Annotated in this window: 17 protein-coding genes; 11 read left to right on the top strand and 6 right to left on the bottom strand. The window is 42.0% G+C overall.

The window, feature by feature from the left end; genetic code table 11:
* Positions 1-9: 9 nt before the first annotated feature.
* Positions 10-1,083 (bottom strand): phage shock protein operon transcriptional activator, encoded by a 1,074-nt coding sequence (gene pspF, locus QUE86_RS02620; protein ID WP_130051002.1) that lies wholly within the window; start codon positions 1,081-1,083, stop codon positions 10-12.
* A gap of 188 nt (positions 1,084-1,271) precedes the next feature.
* On the opposite strand from pspF, the gene pspA reads away from it, so the two are divergent.
* The 11 genes from pspA to QUE86_RS02565 all read left to right on the top strand — a co-directional run bounded on the left by pspA (position 1,272) and on the right by QUE86_RS02565 (position 10,578).
* On the top strand, positions 1,272-1,934 hold the full coding sequence (gene pspA / locus QUE86_RS02615; RefSeq protein ID WP_054553137.1) for a phage shock protein PspA: 663 nt from the start codon (positions 1,272-1,274) through the stop codon (positions 1,932-1,934).
* Between the two features lie 57 nt (positions 1,935-1,991).
* Entirely contained in the window at positions 1,992-2,225 is a 234-nt protein-coding gene (gene pspB / locus QUE86_RS02610; RefSeq protein ID WP_036969793.1) for an envelope stress response membrane protein PspB, read from the top strand.
* Positions 2,222-2,623, top strand: coding sequence for an envelope stress response membrane protein PspC (gene pspC, locus QUE86_RS02605; RefSeq protein ID WP_130051003.1), 402 nt, complete (start codon positions 2,222-2,224; stop codon positions 2,621-2,623). The genes pspB and pspC overlap by 4 nt, the downstream gene beginning before the upstream one ends.
* Positions 2,624-2,685: 62 nt before the next feature.
* The gene (locus QUE86_RS02600; protein WP_167658383.1) at positions 2,686-4,098 is read left to right on the top strand and encodes a YcjX family GTP-binding protein; all 1,413 of its coding nucleotides are present in this window, start codon (positions 2,686-2,688) and stop codon (positions 4,096-4,098) included.
* A complete protein-coding gene (locus QUE86_RS02595; protein WP_286259017.1) occupies positions 4,095-5,129 on the top strand; it encodes a TIGR01620 family protein in 1,035 nt (344 codons plus the stop codon). The genes QUE86_RS02600 and QUE86_RS02595 overlap by 4 nt, the downstream gene beginning before the upstream one ends.
* Before the next feature lie 134 nt (positions 5,130-5,263).
* Positions 5,264-6,445 (top strand): methionine gamma-lyase, encoded by a 1,182-nt coding sequence (gene megL / locus QUE86_RS02590; RefSeq protein WP_286259014.1) that lies wholly within the window; start codon positions 5,264-5,266, stop codon positions 6,443-6,445.
* A 226-nt stretch (positions 6,446-6,671) separates the two neighbouring features.
* Positions 6,672-7,469 carry a phenylalanine 4-monooxygenase gene (phhA, locus tag QUE86_RS02585; RefSeq protein ID WP_286259012.1) on the top strand — a complete coding sequence of 266 codons (798 nt, stop codon included), beginning with the start codon at positions 6,672-6,674 and terminating at the stop codon, positions 7,467-7,469.
* Positions 7,470-7,478: 9 nt separating this feature from the next.
* Entirely contained in the window at positions 7,479-7,823 is a 345-nt protein-coding gene (locus QUE86_RS02580; RefSeq protein WP_036969771.1) for a 4a-hydroxytetrahydrobiopterin dehydratase, read from the top strand.
* Positions 7,824-8,101: 278 nt separating this feature from the next.
* Positions 8,102-8,611, top strand: coding sequence for a DUF4198 domain-containing protein (locus QUE86_RS02575; protein ID WP_256854611.1), 510 nt, complete (start codon positions 8,102-8,104; stop codon positions 8,609-8,611).
* Between the two features lie 39 nt (positions 8,612-8,650).
* A complete protein-coding gene (locus QUE86_RS02570) occupies positions 8,651-9,817 on the top strand; it encodes a lipase family protein (RefSeq protein WP_256854610.1) in 1,167 nt (388 codons plus the stop codon).
* A gap of 191 nt (positions 9,818-10,008) precedes the next feature.
* Positions 10,009-10,578 (top strand): hypothetical protein, encoded by a 570-nt coding sequence (locus QUE86_RS02565; RefSeq protein ID WP_286259008.1) that lies wholly within the window; start codon positions 10,009-10,011, stop codon positions 10,576-10,578.
* 132 nt (positions 10,579-10,710) lie between these two features.
* On the opposite strand, the gene QUE86_RS02560 is transcribed toward QUE86_RS02565, so the two are convergent.
* From QUE86_RS02560 to glnD, 5 genes are all read right to left on the bottom strand, one after another.
* On the bottom strand, positions 10,711-11,787 hold the full coding sequence (locus tag QUE86_RS02560) for an efflux RND transporter periplasmic adaptor subunit (protein WP_130052260.1): 1,077 nt from the start codon (positions 11,785-11,787) through the stop codon (positions 10,711-10,713).
* 11 nt (positions 11,788-11,798) lie between these two features.
* Positions 11,799-14,909 (bottom strand): efflux RND transporter permease subunit, encoded by a 3,111-nt coding sequence (locus QUE86_RS02555; protein WP_286259006.1) that lies wholly within the window; start codon positions 14,907-14,909, stop codon positions 11,799-11,801.
* 193 nt (positions 14,910-15,102) lie between these two features.
* The gene (locus tag QUE86_RS02550) at positions 15,103-15,501 is read right to left on the bottom strand and encodes a hypothetical protein (RefSeq protein ID WP_286259004.1); all 399 of its coding nucleotides are present in this window, start codon (positions 15,499-15,501) and stop codon (positions 15,103-15,105) included.
* 167 nt (positions 15,502-15,668) lie between these two features.
* Positions 15,669-16,496 carry a 2,3,4,5-tetrahydropyridine-2,6-dicarboxylate N-succinyltransferase gene (gene dapD, locus QUE86_RS02545; RefSeq protein WP_167658377.1) on the bottom strand — a complete coding sequence of 276 codons (828 nt, stop codon included), beginning with the start codon at positions 16,494-16,496 and terminating at the stop codon, positions 15,669-15,671.
* 9 nt (positions 16,497-16,505) lie between these two features.
* Positions 16,506-19,124 carry a [protein-PII] uridylyltransferase gene (gene glnD / locus QUE86_RS02540; RefSeq protein ID WP_130051012.1) on the bottom strand — a complete coding sequence of 873 codons (2,619 nt, stop codon included), beginning with the start codon at positions 19,122-19,124 and terminating at the stop codon, positions 16,506-16,508.
* Positions 19,125-19,129 lie beyond the last annotated feature (5 nt).

Genomic DNA, 19,129 nt, shown 5'->3' with positions numbered 1-19,129 from the left:
AGCCTCTAACTATTGCTGCTGATCTAATAAATTGTATTTTTTCAAATAGCCACGTAATTGATGATACGTTAATTCTAAGTGTTCTGCAGTTTTCTTTTGGTTAAATTGACTATGTTCAAGCGCTTTTTTAATCACATCAATTTCAAAGTCATTAGACAGTTGCTTTAAATTGCAAGGAAATTGAATTTCAGGCTTACTCAGTGTCACCGCTTCTTGATTTTGTGTTGTTGTAATAGGCGCAGCTTCTACACTTGCAACTGGGACACTGCTCACTGCCGCTTTAACGCGCTGTTTAGGTCTATACTTACTCGCAAACGGGTCTAAAACAATCTGGTGAACGGGAATATGTTCGTTACCATGGCGATATAAACTACGTTCAACCACATTTTTTAATTCACGGATATTACCAGGCCATTCATAAGACTGAAGGGTTTCGATGGCGCTCCGAGTAAAGCCACTAAATAACTCCCATTCAAGATCACGGGCCATATTGATAGCAAATTGTTCTGCAAGTAGCATGATATCCTCTTGGCGTTCGCGCAGTGGAGGCAGAGTAATAACATCAAAGGCGAGACGGTCGAGTAAGTCGCTTCTAAATTCGCCTTGCTCAGCAAGAGTCGGTAAATCTTCATTGGTTGCACAAACGAGGCGGGTATCGACTTTAACGGTTTGCTTACCACCGACACGTTCAAATTCGCCGTATTCAATAACGCGTAGTAGCTTTTCTTGCACCATGGCTGAGGTATTGGCTAATTCGTCAAGGAATAGAGTACCGCCGTTAGCACGCTCAAAGCGGCCTTCATGGCGTTTGCTAGCACCAGTGAACGCGCCACTTTCATGGCCAAATAATTCACTTTCAAGTAGATTTTCATTAAGCGCTGCGCAGTTAAGCTTTATATAGTTTTGTTCCCAACGCTTAGATAAAAAGTGCAAACGCGCAGCAATGAGCTCTTTACCCGTACCGCGCTCACCAATAATCAGTACAGGCTTTTCCAAACTTGCTAGTTGTGACACTTGATCAAGTACACTTAAGAAACTGTCAGATTGGCCGAGTAAATTATCCTGTTGGCGAAATTGGCTCATATTCCCTAACTCTTAGTCATTTTTACTAAGATCTAGTGTATTTCATTATCTTCGAGAACTAAAGAAATTTATAAATTTAGTTTAACTGTTTGAATATATTAGGTTATTCTAGCTTTATAAAAGTTGGCAAGCATATTGATACTAGATATACCAACTGATTAAGTTAAAACACCAAAGAGGTAAATGTTATGGGAATTTTTTCACGTTTTGCAGACATCGTTAATTCTAATATCAATGCCATCTTAGATAAAGCAGAAGATCCAGAAAAAATGGTTCGCCTGATCATCCAAGAGATGGAAGATACATTAGTAGAAGTTCGCTCTACATCAGCAAAAACACTTGCTGAGAAAAAAGAGCTAGTACGTCGCGTTGAAACTTTGAAAGTTCAAGTTGCAGACTGGCAAGAAAAAGCTGAATTAGCACTAAGTAAAGACCGTGATGATTTAGCACGCGCAGCACTGATTGAAAAGCAAAAGTCAGCAGACGCAGTAGCTGCAGTTGAAACTGAGCTTGAACATGTAGAATCTCATATCGAGAAGCTACAGCAAGAAGTAAGCACGCTACAAGAGAAGCTAGCTGATGCAAAAGCGCGTCAAAAAGCAATCATCTTACGCCAGCGTTCTGCTGAATCGCGTCTTGAAGTTAAAAAAGCACTCGACAGTTCTAAAGTTGAAGACGCTTTAAACCGCTTCGAACGTTACGAAACTAAGATCGATGGTCTAGAATCACAAATAGAGTCTTATGATCTTGGTAAAAAATCATTAGCTGACGAAATTGCTGGTCTTCAGCAAGACGAAAAGATTGATGATGAGCTAGCTGAGCTTAAGAAAAAACTAGCAGATAAAAAATAATAAATGGGGGCGTGTCCCCCAATGCTTAAACACATAACGGATTGATAGGAGAGTACCATGTTCGACGCAGAAGTTTTGATGGCACCCATTATTGTTTTTATGGTGGTTGTTGCCCCACTTTGGCTAATTTTACATTACCGTAGTAAAAAGCAAGTGAGCCAAGGTTTAAGTGAACACGAACATCGCCAGCTGTTAGAGCTTGCACAAAAAGCAGATAAAATGGCAGAACGTGTTGAAACATTAGAAGCCTTACTAGATCAAGAGGCTCCGCAGTGGAGACGTAAAGTATGAGTACCAAACGCGAATTATTTAGAGACGCAGAGCGCGGTAAAATAGCTGGCGTGTGCGCAGGTATCAGCGACTACTTTAACATGGAGCTTTGGCTGGTACGTATTTTAGTCGTGACAGCAGTGCTATTATCAGGTGGTCCATTTATTGTTGTTGCTTACATTGCTGCTTGGTTTATTTTAGATAAAAAACCAGTAGAAAAAACAGAGAAAAGCACAGACAGCATCCATCAAGACCCGCTTGAAGTAAAGTTTAAAGTATGGCAAAAAGGGGAACCACCTCGCCGTGCATTGCAAGACTTAAAAGATCGTCTTGCTCGAGTTGATGGCCGTTTACAAGAGATGGAACGCTATGTCACATCAACAGAATTTACGGTTAGCCGTGAAATCAACAAACTTTAAAGGACATATACGCACCTTGTTTGCATCCTGATACCAAGCGCAAATAAGGTGCTAGACACTTTATGAGCCAATCATTTGCAAAAAACACCTTTAATTCGTTAAAAAATAAAGCGGAAAAAGCCCTTCATCGTAGTTTAGATCAACACGTGAAGTTAGCCGTCACAGGGTTAAGTGGCAGCGGTAAAACCGCGTTTATTACCGCCTTGGTTAAACACTTAACCAGCCAAGCTGACGATAAAAACTTACCTTTTTTTGATGTGATGCGTGAAAAACGCCATATCGCTACAAAAATAGTGCCGCAGCAAGCACTGACAATTCCTACATTTGAATATACCAATGCATTGTCAGCGTTATTACCTGCTGAAGGTGAGCCTGCATGGCCTGCATCCACTGAGCGTATAAATACTTTACGTTTGGCAATTAAATACCAAAGTAACTCGGGGCTGCGTGGTCACTTTGCTCCGCAATCAACACTTTATTTAGATATTATTGATTATCCAGGTGAGTGGTTACTTGATTTGCCAATGCTAGAGCAATCCTTTGCTGATTGGTGTGAATTACAATATTCACTGTTGCAGCAAACAGCGCGTAACGAAAAGGCTAAGCCATTTTTAGCAGCCCTCGCTGAACTTGATTTATCAGCCAGTGTTGATGAGAGCAAGCTTGCTGATGTCGCTGCGCTTTACCAGCAGTTATTGGTCAGCCTTAAACAAGATACCAAACTTGCTATGCTACAACCTGGGCGCATGCTAATGCCCGGTGAGCTAAAAGGAGCACCGTTACTGCAGTTCTTCCCGGTTGCGAGTGTGCCTGACGATATAACCGAGGGGTCAAATTTAGCGCATCTTAAAAAGCGCTATAAAGCCTATGTAAAAGAGGTTGTAAAACCTTTTTACGAGCAGCATTTTCGTCATTTTGACCGACAAATTGTGCTGGTGGATGTGCTCAGTGCCTTGAATGAAGGTAGCGAAACGCTGCATGAGCAAAGCCGTGTTATTAACCAATTACTGGCGCACTTTAATTATGGTGAAGCAAGCTTCTTTAAACGCTTGTTTAAACCAAACATCGACAAGCTACTGTTTGCGGCCAATAAGTCAGATCATATTAGTGCTCAGTATCACAAAGATTTAGCACTGTTGCTTGATTCAATCGTGCATGACCAAACGAATCACTTAAAGTTCGAAGGTGTGCAAATCGAAACCATGGCAATGTCATCTATCTGCGCAACAGAGCCGCGCCAAGTGGCTGAAAAAGGCCAGCAGTTAGCTTGTATTTATGGCAAGCCTTTAGGCGAGCAAGAATGGCTAACATATTTACCGCCGCAGCCACCGTCACGCCTTCTCAACAAACAAGAGTGGCCAAAACAGGGCTTTGAGTTCTTATCGTTTTCGCCACTGCCATGCCCTGATAAACGGTTAAAGCATATTCGTTTAGATCATGTCATGCAGTACCTGATAGGAGATAAACTAACATGAGTGAGCAACCTAAGGAGATGAATTTTCAGGCTGGTCGTCGTATTTCAAGCTCAGCAAGCAATGAGGCTCCTACAAAGGAGTTAACCGTTGCAAAAGTCATAGAAAACGCAGAATTTATCGACACAGAGGACGAACTGCAAGATAGCATCGAACTTGAGCCTGTGTATAAAAAGTCAAAGTGGCAAACCTTAAAAGGGGTGTTTGTTGTTAGCTTTTTAGCTTTAGTGTTACTTGAGTTTGCAATGTCATTATTTGTGACGTTCCAACAATCGATTATTTTAGGTTCCGTCTATTTAACAGCTGTTCTCAGTGGTGTGCTACTGATTGCCCGTGTTATTTGGCGCGAGTACCGCATGTTGAGAAGTTTAAAGCGCAACCAATTGCATCGAACCGAGGCTGACCGCTTACTTAACAGTGAGCAAGTAGGTGAAGCACTACCATGGCTTGAAAAGCTTAATAAACATCAGGAACTGACTGGGTTTGAAGAGTTTAAGCAGCAAATAGCAAGTCATCATACAGATAAAGAAATCATGACATTATACGCTGATAGTTTATTGGTGAGCCAAGATCAACAAGCGAAAAAACTGATTAACCGTTTTGCTACTGAGTCCGGTTTATTGGTTGCGCTAAGCCCGCTGGCTTTAGTCGATATGATGGCAGTTTTATGGCGAGGCACTAAGTTAATTGAACAAATTGGCCGGATCTACGGTATTGGTTTTGGTTACGCAAGCCGTATTAAGTTGTATCGTTTATTAGTGAAACAAGTGCTGTTTGTTGGTAGTGCAGAGTTAGTCTCAGATTTAGCGGCAACGGCACTGAGCGCTGAATTATTGGGAAAATTGTCGGGGCGTGCAGCACAAGGGCTAAGTGCAGGTATTTTTACCGCGCGTATAGGTTATAAAGCAATGGAGCTTAGCCGCCCGTTACCTCGCTTAGAGCATAAGCGTAGCTTGCTAAAAGAAACGGCCAATAGTATTGCACGTAAAATTGCCTCACGCACGAGCAACAAAGAGACCGAAAATACAAAATGACAACTTTTGTGTACAGTTAATAAAAACTGCTGAGTGATATTTAGCCATCTGAGCATCCGGCATGCTTGTGCATTGTGGGTATCTACGTTTTATTTATGAGTATGAAGTACTGATAATAAAAACGAGAACACACAATGACTAAGCATCACTTACATACACAATGTATTCATGGCCCAGAAAAACCAAATGACCCACATGGCGCACTGAGTGCGCCACTTTACCAAACCTCTACCTTCTCTTTTGCTAATGCCGCCCAAGGTGCAGCCCGATTTGCTGGTGAAGAGCAGGGCTTTATTTATACCCGTTTAGGTAATCCGACAACCCAAGAGCTAGAACAGAAAGTGGCTCAGTTAGAAAACTGTGAAGCGGCTGCTGCAACGGCTACAGGTATGGGAGCAGTGTCTGCGTCTGTACTTAGCTTTTTACAACAAGGTGACCACTTAGTGGCATCAAGCGCGTTATACGGCTGTACCTTTGCATTTTTTGCTCACATGCTGCCGCGCTTTGGTATTGAAGTCACTTTTGTTGATATGACCAACGAAGCTGAACTTCGCGGGGCGGTAAAAGCAAACTCAAAAATGATTTTTGCAGAAACACCAATTAATCCGACCATGGCGGTGCTTGATCTAAGTTTAATTACCGATGTTGCCAAGCAGCATCAACTGATAAGCGTTATCGACAATACATTCCTAACTCCATTGCTACAGCAACCGACCTCGTTTGGCATTGATATTGTGGTACATAGCGCAACTAAATACCTAAATGGCCACGGTGATGTGGTGGCAGGGCTAGTTTGCGGTACAGAAGAGCATATCAATTTGATAAAAATGACGGTGCTAAAAGATATTGGTGCAACGATTAGCCCGCATGATGCATGGTTAATTAATCGTGGTTTAAAAACCCTAGCTGTGCGCATGGAGCGCCACTGCGCGAGTGCTCAAGTTGTGGCTGAATATTTAGAGCAACACCCGCTAGTAAGCCAAGTTTATTACCCGGGTCTTAAATCACACCCGGGTCACAAATTTATTGGCTCACAGATGAAAGCTGCTGGTGGTGTTATAGCCTTTGAAATTAAGGGCAGCCTCGAAGATGGCGAAACATTTATAAATAACACCCAGCTTTGCACGCTTGCGGTTAGTTTAGGGGATGCTGAAACCCTTATTCAACACCCGGCATCGATGACACATTCGCCTTATACACCTGAAGAAAGAGCGGCTGCTGGGATCAGTGATGGCCTAATTCGATTATCTGTTGGTCTAGAAGATGTTAACGATATTATTAACGATCTTAAAACTGCATTTACATTCATTGGATAGGTTGTAATTTTAAGTTTACGCCAATACCTTCTTTAATTCCTTTAAATATGGGGTGTGTAAACTTTTAGATCTTTTTCTGTAATTTAATGTTTACGTTAAGGCTGTTTCTGCAAACCTCGGAAACAGCCTTAACTATTAAAATTTCGCTTACTTTTACATAGTATCGACTTAACAAGTTAATGAGATTCTGATCAATGCTGATCAAGATTTAACGAAGAAGGTTATTATGGCTAAAGCAAGTAATTATACCTCCAAGCAACCTGATGAAAATGGGGTTATCCATTGGAGCGAAGAAGAAAATAAAATATGGTCAGAGCTAGTTGCTCGCCAACTCGCTTGCATTGAAGGTAAAGCCTGTGATGAATATTTAGCAGGTCTTAAGAAAATTAATTTACCAACAGATCGTATTCCACAACTTAGTGAACTCAACGAAGTGTTACTCGAAACAACGGGCTGGCAAGTTGCGCCTGTTCCGGCACTGATCGATTTTGATGAGTTCTTTCGATTATTAGCAAACAAGCAGTTCCCAGTAGCGACTTTTATTCGCAGCCGTGAAGAGTTTGACTACTTACAAGAGCCAGATATCTTCCACGAGATTTTTGGTCACTGTGCTATGCTTACCAACCCAGCATTTGCTGAATTTACACACAGATATGGTCAGTTAGGTTATGCCGCTGAAAAGAAAGATCGTGTTTATTTAGCACGCCTTTACTGGTTTACTGTTGAGTTTGGTTTAATGCAAACCGAACAAGGTCTGCGAATTTATGGTGGTGGTATTTTATCAAGCCCAGGCGAAACACAATATGTGTACTCAGATAAGCCAGAAATCAATGCGATGAACGTGCTTGATGTATTACGTACACCTTATCGTATTGATATTATGCAGCCTGTGTACTACACCATTAACTCAATCAATGACTTATTTGATATTTCACAAATGGATATCATGTCGCTGGTGAGTAAAGCAAAAGAATTAGGGCTACATGAGCCAAAGTTTCCTCCTAAAGAAAAATTAGCAAGTTAAGGATTTATAATGTCTTCATTAAGCACACAAAAGTGTGAAGCGTGTCGTGCGGATGCGCCTAAAGTATCTGATGCTGAATTAGCAGAATTGATCAAAATGATCCCAGATTGGGTTCCTGAAGTGCGCGACGGCATTATGCAATTAGAGCGTGTTTACAAGTTTAAAAACTTCAAGCAAGCACTTGAGTTCACTAATAAAGTGGGCGATATGGCTGAAGAAGAAGGTCACCACCCAGGTCTGTTAACCGAGTGGGGCAAAGTAACCGTTACTTGGTGGAGCCACTCTATCAAAGGATTACACAAAAATGATTTTATCTGTGCTGCTAAAACAGACGATGTATTCGCTGCACTGTAAATTTTAAGTTCTGCCCAGAACGATAAAAGGCGTAACCTCAGGTTGCGCCTTTTTGCTTTTTTAGTTCTGATTTCAGCACCCTACTTGAAGGGACTTCATAAAAAGGCTAGCATGAACCTCATATAGGTAAATACTAGGGAAGGTGGTTTATCGTTTATTCCTCTAAGGTTATAGAAAGCACTCAAACCCTGAGCTTTTATTTTTTACGCCATATCATATTATCAGCTTATATTTGCCTTTATCTTTTACTTTTATTAAAGCCACTTGAGGTACAAGCTATGTTTGGTCGATTTAAATTGCATACTGTAGAAATGTCGCCGGAGGTATCAGGTCGAATAACTGATGGGGGTAAGCCATTATCAGGTGTGCAAGTAGCAAGAAGCCTAGCATATGATGGGTACAAAGATGGTAAAGAACAACTAGAGCATACATTTACAAATGAAAATGGTGAGTTTTCGTTTACAAAAATGGTAATCAAATCTCGTAAGCCAGGGAGTATCTTTGGACAGAACATGCCAGTATTACAAGCGATTTATGTTGAGCGCGACGATAAGTTATATCAACTATGGTATACGAGTAAGGTGTGGGAACCAGTTAAGCCGTTAACTGATTTGTTATTAAGATTAAATGCAGATCTACAAAATAAAGAAATACACCATGAAGTTGATACAAGAAGTTATGGTGGTATGCGCTCTCAAGTCGTTTTATCTATATGCTATTTCCAAGATAGCCTCATAACATCTTTTTATAATAATCAAGAGATATCTACTTATGCAGATATTGATTAATTTTTAATATTAATTTTAATTTTAATGTAAGGAAACATTATGCACGCAATTTCACCCAGGATGGCATCTAGCCTAGCACTAGCCTCATACTCTATTAAAAATGGCTTATCAAAAGGGGCTCGATTAGCAGTTAACCAAGATATCGATAAACACTTTAGCTTTGACCTATCAAACGGAGTACACAAGGGGACTTCTGGGGGATTTTTCTGGCGTAAAGAAACAGGCTTCGCACTTATTGGTCAAGGAAAGGCTAGTAGTATGATACATAAAAATGATTATGTAGTTGCTTTTAGAGGAACTGATGCCTTAGCTGACTGGGTTACTGATGCAACAGCCCATAGTACGAATAGTGATAATGGGAATGCTGTTCACTCTGGTTTTCAGCGTAGTTTTGCTTCTATAAGACCTAGTCTTTTTGATTTTTTTAACCAACCTGGTGTAAGAGACAAAAAAGATGGGGTTGTTCATTGTGTAGGACATAGCTTGGGTGGAGCCTTAGCGACATTAGCTGCTGACTGGATAAGTACAGAATTTGATAAAACAGTTTACGTATATACCTTTGGTGCTCCGCGAGTTGGCAAAAAAGATTTTGTAATAAATAATCACTCAAGAATTGAAAAGACTTACCGTTGTGTTCATGGAAATGACCCTGTTCCTAAGGTACCTGTTTGGCCTTTTTACCATGCTCCGTTAAATGGACGAGAATATATATTATCGCGAGCTCAAGGAATTAGTTTCGCAGCACATGGAATGCCGAATGGGCCTGGATATATAAATACAGCAGATCATAATCGTTGGGAGAATTTAGGTGTGCAATCATCAACCTCTATAAGCCAGCGTGTAATACTCAATTATAACCATCGCCTTCAGACTACATACTCAACACATTGGGCTGATAAAATAGCAGCTGCATTAATGACAATATTGGTTGATGGCGGAGCGTCAGGTATCGTCGCTAGTTTACAAGCTACATTAGTGCCTGTTGCCACTGTTTATGATGTTATGGCTCGTACTCTGGCTGATATAGCTAAGATAAAAACAGAGCAAACAGAACCCCTTAGAGGTTTGTTAGCATGTATGCTGGCTTTTGCAGGTAAAGGCGTAAGTATCCCAATAAAATTAACAGAGAGCTTTATTCGTTGGGTATTCAGTGTAACTATTGGGCGTTTGTATAAAGCTGCTAGGCAAGCAATGAAGCAAAACTAGCAACCATTACATAAATAAATATTTATGAAGTTGCTAAAGTAAAAACAGACGATGTATTCGCTGCACTGTAAATTTTAAGTTCTGCCCAGAACGATAAAAGGCGTAACCTCAGGTTGCGCCTTTTTGCTTTTTTAGAGCCCAAGAATTAACATTAGGCTCTTATCTTTGCGAGAACACTAGAAAAGTAAATAATGAAAAACAAAGCGCTTATTCTGCCATTCCTACTCATTTTACTGCCCTTAATTGATAGTTTGTTCATCCCGCAAACATTTGGCATGCAATGGCATAGCCCTAAGCTGATGTATCAAGTAGGCGTAGCGCTGATGATTGTAAAGCTCACTATGGTTGCCATCGGGCTTTGGTTATTACTCAAAGCAAAGCGCCTTTATATGGAAGCCAGTAAATCGACCCGTATGCTTAAATTTTCAGTATTTTTACTCGGCGGCTTACAAGTTGTGATAATGACTGCAATATGCTTTTGGTATTTAGTAGCGGGCACGCAAGCGAAACACTTTATGCTGCAAGATAACATTGCTGTATTTACCGCTGATTATGGCGTATTTGCCCCGGTACATCATGAGTTTTCATTTATATGCTTTGATGCCTATGGTTTTTACCATATGCAACCAATTGCCCAGCTACCTTGGCTCGGAACCTTTACGTTTACTAGCCAAGATTCACGTTTGATCATTCAACATAAAAACCAAAGCGGCGCGAATACTCAAGAAATTTCATTAAAAGGGTATGGCTGTTTGCAATAAAGCGGGAAGGTGTTTGGCGTTATGAGCTGTATTTTTTTCAAAGAAAACAGTATTGGGATTTATATTGTCGAAACTGCCAGCTCTGAAAGTATCCTCTAAAGCTGGCTGTCTATTTCTTACATAGCTTACTTGCTATTGCTTTACCTGAACTTCGACTTCTTGCCCGGTTTGTAGTTGCTCGGCGCCGCGCACTGCAACTTTATCGCCCGCATTTAAAGCGATGTTAGAAGTCGGGGTGACTTCAACAAGTTTATCTTTACCATTACCTACTTTAACGGGAACTTGCAGGGCTTTGTTGTCGTTGTCGATTTTGACGATATGGGTGCCTTTTTTGCGTAAGATAAGCGCATCGCGATTCACCAGTAGTACATCCCCTTTGCTTTTTAGTGGCACGGCTACATCAACCAGTTGGCCAATCGCCCATGTTTGCTCGGCGTCTCTTGGTAGTAGGGCGCGTACTTCTACAGTTTGTGAACGCGGATCGGTTGATGGGATCACCGCTGTTACGGTGGCTGTTGTCATATCAGGGGCTGATAAGTCGCCGGCTTGAATTGGTAACTCTATGCCTTTGTGTAAAAACTTTAAGTATTTAACAGGCACGTACAAACGCACCTCTAAGTTATTAATATCAAGAAGGGTGACCAGTTCATCTGCGCGATTTATTTCGCGACCAGCGCGTTTAAAACGCTCGCTGATCACGCCATCAAATGGAGCGCGGACGGTTGCACGGGAAAGCTGATCGTCTATTACTTTTAATTCAACTTTAGCCAATGCGATATCAGATAACGCAAGGTCATGCTTATTTTGCATATCATCGACTTGGCTTGCTGCAGCACTGCTGGCTTTGGCGAGTTTTTGTAAACGAGCGAGCTCTTGTTGATATAAGCGTAAGTTTATTTTGGCGCGATTGAGCATTTCTTGCTGACGTGCTTTTTCAAGTTCAAGCGGTAAGGTATCCATACGTACGAGGGTGTCGCCACTTTTAACCAGAGTACCTGGCTCAACAACATATAATAAACGGCCGCTAACGCCTGCTGTTAGGGTTACATCATCTTTGCCATACAAAGTGCCACTGACTTCAATTTCGCTTGTCAGTGGAGCTTGTGTGACAGTTTCTACAGTAACCGGCACGACTGCAAAGGCATTAAATGCGATAAGGCTTATTAGCGCACAAAAGCGAGCGGTTAATTTACGAAAAGGTGTGTTCATTGTTTTAATACTCATTGATTCGATACCAAGCTTAAAGGCGTTTTTTCTGGTTGCTGTTTGTTATTAACGTGCGGCAGTTGTCTGCCAAGTTGTAATAAACTTGGCATTAATATCAGGGTGAATAGGGCGCTAATGGCCATGCCGCCGACGATCACAGTGGCAAGACCACGGTAAATTTCTGATCCTACCCCCGGCATTAGCATCAGTGGCAGCATGCCAAATAAGCTGGTTAAAGTACTTAAGTAAACGGGTCGTGCGCGCAGCAGCACTGCTTGACGAACGGCGTCTTCTCGACTGAGTCCTGCGGCCATCGCAACGCGGGTTTGGTCTACCAATAAAATGGCATTATTTACCACCAGACCCAGCAAGATAATAAAGCCAATCATGGTCAGTAAGTCGAGCGATTGGAAGGTAAATAAGTTAAGTACGAATAGGGCCAGTACACCGCCTGCAATTGCCAATGGCATGACCAGTAAAACTAACGCACTGTCTTTGGCTGACTTAAACAATGCGGTCATTAGCAAGAATAAAATAAACAGAGCCAAGATAAAGTTGATTGTCATCTCTTGCATGGCTGAATTCATCTTTTGTGCATTACCTGCCAAAATCGCGCCGGAGCTGTCGGGCAAACTTGCACGTACTTTTGGCATAACTTGCTCAGAAAGAATGGTTTGTGCTTGCTGCAAACTCATATCTGCTGGTGGTGTGACAACAATACTCACTGTACGGCGGCCATTAACACGTCTAAGTTGGGTTGGTCCCACGGTGCGTTCAATATTGGCAAGCTCGCCTAAGGTTTGAATACCTGAACGCGGGGTCACAATAGGAAGTGCTTTAAGCTCCTCAGGTGTTTGCCATGGAATACCGCGCAAAATTACATTCATGCGTTCGTTGCCATCAAAGTATTCATTAACAAATAACCCGCCTGTATAGGCTTGCACTGCTTGAGATACATCACGACGAGTTAGCCCAGCTTGAGTTATACGACGGTCATTGGGTGTGAGTCTAAGCTCAGGTTCAGCCATATCGAGTCGTGGTTGTGGCCTGGCTGTGGCGTTCGGCATAGCTTCGGTGACAGCTTGTAGCGCCACATTAGCACCTGCAATGAGCTCATCCATATTAGGGCCTGTTAAATCTATATTGATATTACGACCATCACCGCCATTGGCCACTTGGATCATCGACCCTCTAAAGAAGAATACTTGGGTGTCGGGTAAATCAATGAAGATTTCTTCTCGGGCTACTTTCATTAATTCTTCAACGCGTTGTGGATCGGCAGAATAAATAAAGCCGCCAGCATTAGAACCAAACGCATAAAAGTTAAAGTCTTTAATACCCGGCTCTTTTTCGCCTGTGTAATAAGGCATTAAGCGCTTTTTGATACGCATCAGTAGCTCTTCTTCCATAAACTGCACATTGCCGCCAGGCGGGGTATTCAAGTTAAAGAAAAAGCCATCGGTTGGTGCACGCGGCATAAAATCAGTTTTCGGGAGCATGGTCATGGTCGCGACGAGTGAGCCACCTAATAACGAAACTATCCATACTATTTGTTTCACGCGGGTATTGGTAAGCGCCATGATGAAGTTAGTTAGCTTGTGCCAATATTCACGATAAGGATCTGCTTTGAGCTCTTTGTCTGGCCAAAAGTGGTTAGCCAACGGAATAAGTGTAATTGCGCAAATCATAGAGGCAATTACAGCAATGGATAAAGTGAGCGCTAAGTCAGAGAATAACTGCCCTTCAATACCTGCCATAAATAAAATAGGCAAGAAAATAGCAACGCTGGTGGTGGTTGAAGCAAATAAAGCGCCTGTTACTTGAGCTGCGCCTTTTAGCGCGGCTTTTTTACTATCAAAGCCTTCGCTTCTGAGCCTTGCGATGTTTTCTTGCACTATGATGGCGGCATCAAGTACTAAGCCAACGGCAAAGGCAAGGCCCGCCAGTGAAATAACATTTAAGCTGCGGTCAAAAATGTTTAACGTTAAAAATGCGACTAACAAAGAGACAGGAATTGTCGCTGCAATCACAAACGTGGCCTTTAAGCCCCTAAAGAACAACCACAAGATTAAACACGACAGCAAAACGCCTAGGCCTAAGTTACTTTTAACCAGCGACAAGGCATTACGAATATGCACAGAGGCATCAAAACTTAATTCAATCGATAAGCCATTTTCAGCCAGCGGCCCTTCGTTGAGCTCTTTAATAGCAAGGTTAATGTCGTCGAGCAGGGCAACGGTATTGGCTTCGTTAGCACGCGAAATACGAATGTAATATGCGGGTTTACCATTTCGACCACTCATCCCTAAACGGTCAGAGAAAGTACGCTCTACACTTGCGATATCGCCAAGGTAAATGGGTCTGTCGCCTGAATAGCCAACGCGCATTTGTGCCATGCTCGATAAATCATATTGCCCCGTAAAGCGTACCGTATATTGACGACGGCCAACATTAGCTAGGCCACCGGAAGTATCGCGTGAGCTGGCTAATACATTACTGATTTGGTCAAGGCTGACGCCCAGTGCGGCGGCTTTGTGAGGGTCAAAGGTAATACGTAATTCTTTTGGTCGTTCACTGGCTAAATCAACACGGGCAACTCCAGGTATACGTGCCAAACGGGGCTCAACAAATTCATCGATTTGTTTTTGGAACTGCGCCATGTCTAAATCAAGGCTGTCGCTATTAAAGTCTTTCGGAGTGACCAGTAAAGTTGCTGCGGCTTCACCATTATTACCGCCAGCAAATACCACAGGATCAAATGCATCTAATGGCAGGGGCGGCGCTTGGTTAAGGCTAGTTAACACATCAAGCATTGCCTGCTGCATGTTTTGCCCAACAGCAAAAGTCAACTTGATAGAGCCATTACCGCGGTTAATGTAAGTATTAACCTCTAGCGCACCCGGGGTGTTTTTTACTGCGTTCTCGAGCGGCTCAATGATCACCGATTCAATCTCTTCAGGCGCAGCTTGGCGCCAGCCAGAAAAAATAGTGATCTGCGGTTGCTCAATATCTGGTGTGAGCTGAATTGGCAGCTTAAAAATGCTCAACATGCCAAACAACATAATCAACACCAAGATGACAATAACACTCGCAGGGTTTTTCAGCGAACTACGTGTCAGGTTCATTGTGTGTGTTCCAAAATCAGTTTGTGTGCATTGTAGTGCGATGTAAAAAAAGTGCCAGTGAGGTAAATGAAATGTGTTTCAGAAGTAACGCTGAATAGCCGTAATTAAGCGATAAAGTGTGTATTTGAAATAAGATGTAACAATTTAACAAGGGGATCTTTAAGTTTTAAGCCTTATGTAATGGAGCCTGAAACTAGTGAGTAGTATCTTTTTGAAGCAGTTTGTCAACATTTTGATCAAACACACGTTTTACTTCTGCACTGTAGTGATTGTGGTCATTAATGGTGATAAAGGGATTAGTGAAACTAACATCGCAGAAAGTTGTATAACACTGGATTTTAACAGCAACTCGATCTGGGGTTGCAAGGCTATCTAGGGTTGTTTGTAATGCATCAAAAACATATTCTTTGTGAACGTGTGATGTTAAAGCAACTTCAAGTTTTTTGACCTCAACGCGATGTGAATTTGTATCTGTTACAAACAACTCGTATAGGTAGCTACGTGATACAAACAGCAAGATTGCCACAAGATAGAATAATCCTGTGTAATAAAATAACTCTGTGTGGGTAAAACTGCGAAAAGACTTAAACATTTTTACTATTATTTTGTTTGTTTTTTATACTAAAACATATTTTTGAGCGTATCTCAATAAACTAGTTAAAAATCACTGCATTACAGATAATAAAAAAGCGCGAAACTAGTTAGCATCGCGCTTCTTATCTCTAAAACTTAAAGCTGACGGCTTAAAGCTCAGTCTTGTTATTCATCAATCGAGCGAAGTAGGGCATTAATACCTACTTTTTCGCGAGTTTGTTGATCAACTTTTTTCACTATGATGGCAGCATATAGGCTGTGCGAACCATCTTTTGACGGCAAAGAACCTGGAACAACAACTGCACCGGCTGGTACTCGGCCGTAATGGATTTCGCCAGTTTCACGGTCATAGATACGTGTGCTTTGGCTGATGTAAACACCCATTGAGATAACCGCGCCTTCTTCAACTACAACGCCTTCAACAATCTCAGAACGCGCGCCAATAAAGCAGTTGTCTTCGATGATAGTTGGGTTTGCTTGAAGTGGCTCAAGTACGCCACCAATACCTACACCGCCCGATAAGTGAACATTTTTACCAATTTGAGCACATGAGCCAACCGTTGCCCATGTATCAACCATGGTGCCTTCATCAACGTAGGCACCAATATTGACATAAGACGGCATAAGCACCACGTTTTTACCTACAAAACTGCCTTTACGTGCAACAGCATTAGGCACAACACGCATACCGCCTTGTTGAAATTGTTCTGGTGTATAGTCGCTAAATTTAAGTGGTACTTTGTCGTAAAACTGATTAACACCATCGTTCATTGGTTGGTTGTCACGAATACGGAAAGACAGTAGCACTGCTTTTTTCAACCATTGGTGTACAACCCACTCACCGCTGATTTTTTCAGCAACACGAGCAGCGCCGCTATCAAGTAATTCAAGCGCATCGATAATAGCTTGTTTTACTTCACTTGATACCGTACTCGGGCTGATGCTATCGCGGTTGTCCCAGGCGTTTTCGATCATGGTTTTTAAATCTGACATAAGATCCTCTTATTCGGTTTCTGCGTTGAGTTTTTTACGCAATGCTTGATGAATTTTAGCTTGTTCTTCGTCTGTTAATGCTTGGTATTCGTTATTTGATACCACGAAGAAATCTTCTGCACGCTCACCAACAGTGGTGATCCGTGCGGCATGAATATGTAATAAGTGTGCTTGGAAAACTTCAGCTATTTTCGTCAACAGACCCGGAATATCCACCGCTTGAATTTCAATTAAACTGCGATCTTTACGAGCATGTGGTCTAAGCACAATTTTTGGTTTGATATTAAAGTCTTTGAAGCGCTGTGAGCGATTCTTCTTAAAGCGAATTTTCTTTTTCGGGTCGCTAATAGCAAGATCTAATGCACGTTTAATGCCTTGTGCTCGATTACTCGCAATAGGGTCACCATTGACCTCTAAAATAACAAAGCTAAATAGCACGTAGCCGTCTTTCGTAGTCAAAACTTGTGCATGTTGAATTTGCGCTTTTTTCGAACCAATTACACTGACTAAACGAGAGAATAAACCGCCTGAGTAAGGGCTGTAGGCAAAGACTTGCGTACCGCCATGCATTGCAGTGTTTGAAACTGCAACGCTTGGTTGGCTTAAATCATCACAGCTCAATAAGTGCTCTGTATGCCATGAAATTTGCTGTTCACTAAAGGCTGTAAAGTAGTTAGCTTTAAAGCGGCTCCAGATTAAGTCGATTTGATCTTCGTTACAGCCATGATTCAATAAGCGCTGTTTGGCTTGCTGCTTTTTATCACGTATCTGGTCACGTTGGTCCATCGGGTTTTCAAGCCCTAAACGAAGCGCGCGCTGGGTGTGTAAATAAAGCTCACGAAGTAGGGTGTTTTTCCAATCGTTCCACAAATTATCATTGGTTGCGCGAATATCAGCTAAAGTTAAGCAATATAAGTAATCAAGCTGGCGCTCATTTTTTACTTTACTCGCAAAGTCTTTGATCACATCTGGGTCATTTATGTCTTTACGTTGCGCTGTTACCGACATTAGTAAGTGATTAGCCACTAACCACGAAATTAGCTTGCCATCTGATGCTGGGAAGCGGTGTAGCTTAGCAAATGCGATTGCATCAACCGAGCCCAGTTCTGAGTGATCGCCACCACGACCTTTCGCAATATCATGGAAAATACCAGCTAAATAAAGTAACTCAGGCTTATCCATACGAGTGACAATTTCACTGCATAACGGAAATTCGCTGACTTTTGATTTATCAAAATACTTATAAATATTGTTGATCAGTTTATGGGTGTGCTCATCCACTGTGTAGGCATGAAATAAATCAAATTGCATTTGCCCGAAGATATTACGCCACTGCGGTAAGTAGGCGGCAATAATGCCGTGTTTATGCATTAGGGTAAATGCACGACCCATACCGTTAGGATGCTTTATTAGGCGTAAAAATGCCTCACGACAAGCGGCGTAATCTTGTAAATCACCTAGTAAACGACGGCGAACTTGACGCATTGTGCGTATGGTACTTGGGTAAATATGGGTGATCTCTGGGTTATCAGCAATGTGTTCGAACAACACAAATAGCTGATCACGGCGGAAAAATACCGATGGATTTTTAACACGAATTTGATGGCCAATGCGCTCAAAGTTACGGTCAAGTTCAATCACAGGTAACTCACCTGCACCCGGTAAAATGCTTTGCTCAAAGTATGAAAGCAGCATTTGGTTAAGCTCACGTACGCGGCTCATGATCCTAAATAAGCGTTTCATCATGCGCTCGACCGAGGCTTTACCATCACTACCAAAGCCGAGAATTTCTGCGGCATGAGGTTGATGATCGAACAACAAACGGTTTTCAGAGCGACCCGCAGCGATGTGCAGCGCAAAACGAATGTTCCAAAGGTTTTCTAAACATTCAGACAGCTCTTGGTATTCTTCGTGAGTAAGATAGCCGTGATTTATAAGTTCTTGTAATGTTTCGGCTCTAAAGTGCTTTTTAGCAACCCAAATAATGGTCTGTAGGTCGCGCAGGCCACCTGGGTTTTCTTTGATATTGGGTTCAAGGTTATAAGCCGTACCATGGCATTTTTTATGGCGTAAACTTTGCTCTTGAACTTTTGCCAAAAAGAATTCGTCTGAGCGCCAAATAGGCGTATCAAGCAGGTGTTTTTTTAGTTTTTCGAATTCGATATGATTACCGAAGATTAATCGGCTTTCGAGTAAGCTGGTGGCAAATGTCACATCTTCGCGTTTTTGTTCTAATGCTTGTTCTATCGTACGAACACTATGACCAATCTCTAAATTAAGGTCCCATAGCATGGTAACGAACTGACCAATTTTTTCACACACAGCTTCACTTGGTTGCTCGCTAACTAGCAGCATAAAGTCGATATCGGAGTAGGGGTGCAGTTCGCCTCGACCATAACCTCCCACAGCAATGAGGGCTAGGTCACTTTCGTGAGCAAGGTTGTAATCGTGAAACAGTTTAATTAATAAGCGGTCGATAAACTCAGCACGGGCATTAATTAAGTTGCTAACGGGTTGTTTTGAGAATTCGTTCTGTAGCCATTTATAAAAATAACTAGAACAGTCGCGATAATCGCTAAGTTGCTCAGCTTGGCTGAGCAACTTTTTTACTTTATTGGGTAATGCCACAGGGG

The organism is Pseudoalteromonas apostichopi (assembly GCF_030297135.1).
GTDB classification, from domain to species: Bacteria; Pseudomonadota; Gammaproteobacteria; order Enterobacterales; family Alteromonadaceae; genus Pseudoalteromonas; species Pseudoalteromonas apostichopi.
This window is presented reverse-complemented; position numbering and strand designations above follow the sequence as displayed.

What these genes read in the sequence shown, in the direction of transcription:
- pspF (WP_130051002.1), bottom strand. Translation starts at nt 1,083, where the DNA reads ATGAGCCAATTTCGCCAACAGGATAATTTACTCGGCCAATCTGACAGT.
- pspA (WP_054553137.1), top strand. Translation starts at nt 1,272, where the DNA reads ATGGGAATTTTTTCACGTTTTGCAGACATCGTTAATTCTAATATCAAT.
- pspB (WP_036969793.1), top strand. Translation starts at nt 1,992, where the DNA reads ATGTTCGACGCAGAAGTTTTGATGGCACCCATTATTGTTTTTATGGTG.
- pspC (WP_130051003.1), top strand. Translation starts at nt 2,222, where the DNA reads ATGAGTACCAAACGCGAATTATTTAGAGACGCAGAGCGCGGTAAAATA.
- QUE86_RS02600 (WP_167658383.1), top strand. Translation starts at nt 2,686, where the DNA reads ATGAGCCAATCATTTGCAAAAAACACCTTTAATTCGTTAAAAAATAAA.
- QUE86_RS02595 (WP_286259017.1), top strand. Translation starts at nt 4,095, where the DNA reads ATGAGTGAGCAACCTAAGGAGATGAATTTTCAGGCTGGTCGTCGTATT.
- megL (WP_286259014.1), top strand. Translation starts at nt 5,264, where the DNA reads ATGACTAAGCATCACTTACATACACAATGTATTCATGGCCCAGAAAAA.
- phhA (WP_286259012.1), top strand. Translation starts at nt 6,672, where the DNA reads ATGGCTAAAGCAAGTAATTATACCTCCAAGCAACCTGATGAAAATGGG.
- QUE86_RS02580 (WP_036969771.1), top strand. Translation starts at nt 7,479, where the DNA reads ATGTCTTCATTAAGCACACAAAAGTGTGAAGCGTGTCGTGCGGATGCG.
- QUE86_RS02575 (WP_256854611.1), top strand. Translation starts at nt 8,102, where the DNA reads ATGTTTGGTCGATTTAAATTGCATACTGTAGAAATGTCGCCGGAGGTA.
- QUE86_RS02570 (WP_256854610.1), top strand. Translation starts at nt 8,651, where the DNA reads ATGCACGCAATTTCACCCAGGATGGCATCTAGCCTAGCACTAGCCTCA.
- QUE86_RS02565 (WP_286259008.1), top strand. Translation starts at nt 10,009, where the DNA reads ATGAAAAACAAAGCGCTTATTCTGCCATTCCTACTCATTTTACTGCCC.
- QUE86_RS02560 (WP_130052260.1), bottom strand. Translation starts at nt 11,787, where the DNA reads ATGAACACACCTTTTCGTAAATTAACCGCTCGCTTTTGTGCGCTAATA.
- QUE86_RS02555 (WP_286259006.1), bottom strand. Translation starts at nt 14,909, where the DNA reads ATGAACCTGACACGTAGTTCGCTGAAAAACCCTGCGAGTGTTATTGTC.
- QUE86_RS02550 (WP_286259004.1), bottom strand. Translation starts at nt 15,501, where the DNA reads ATGTTTAAGTCTTTTCGCAGTTTTACCCACACAGAGTTATTTTATTAC.
- dapD (WP_167658377.1), bottom strand. Translation starts at nt 16,496, where the DNA reads ATGTCAGATTTAAAAACCATGATCGAAAACGCCTGGGACAACCGCGAT.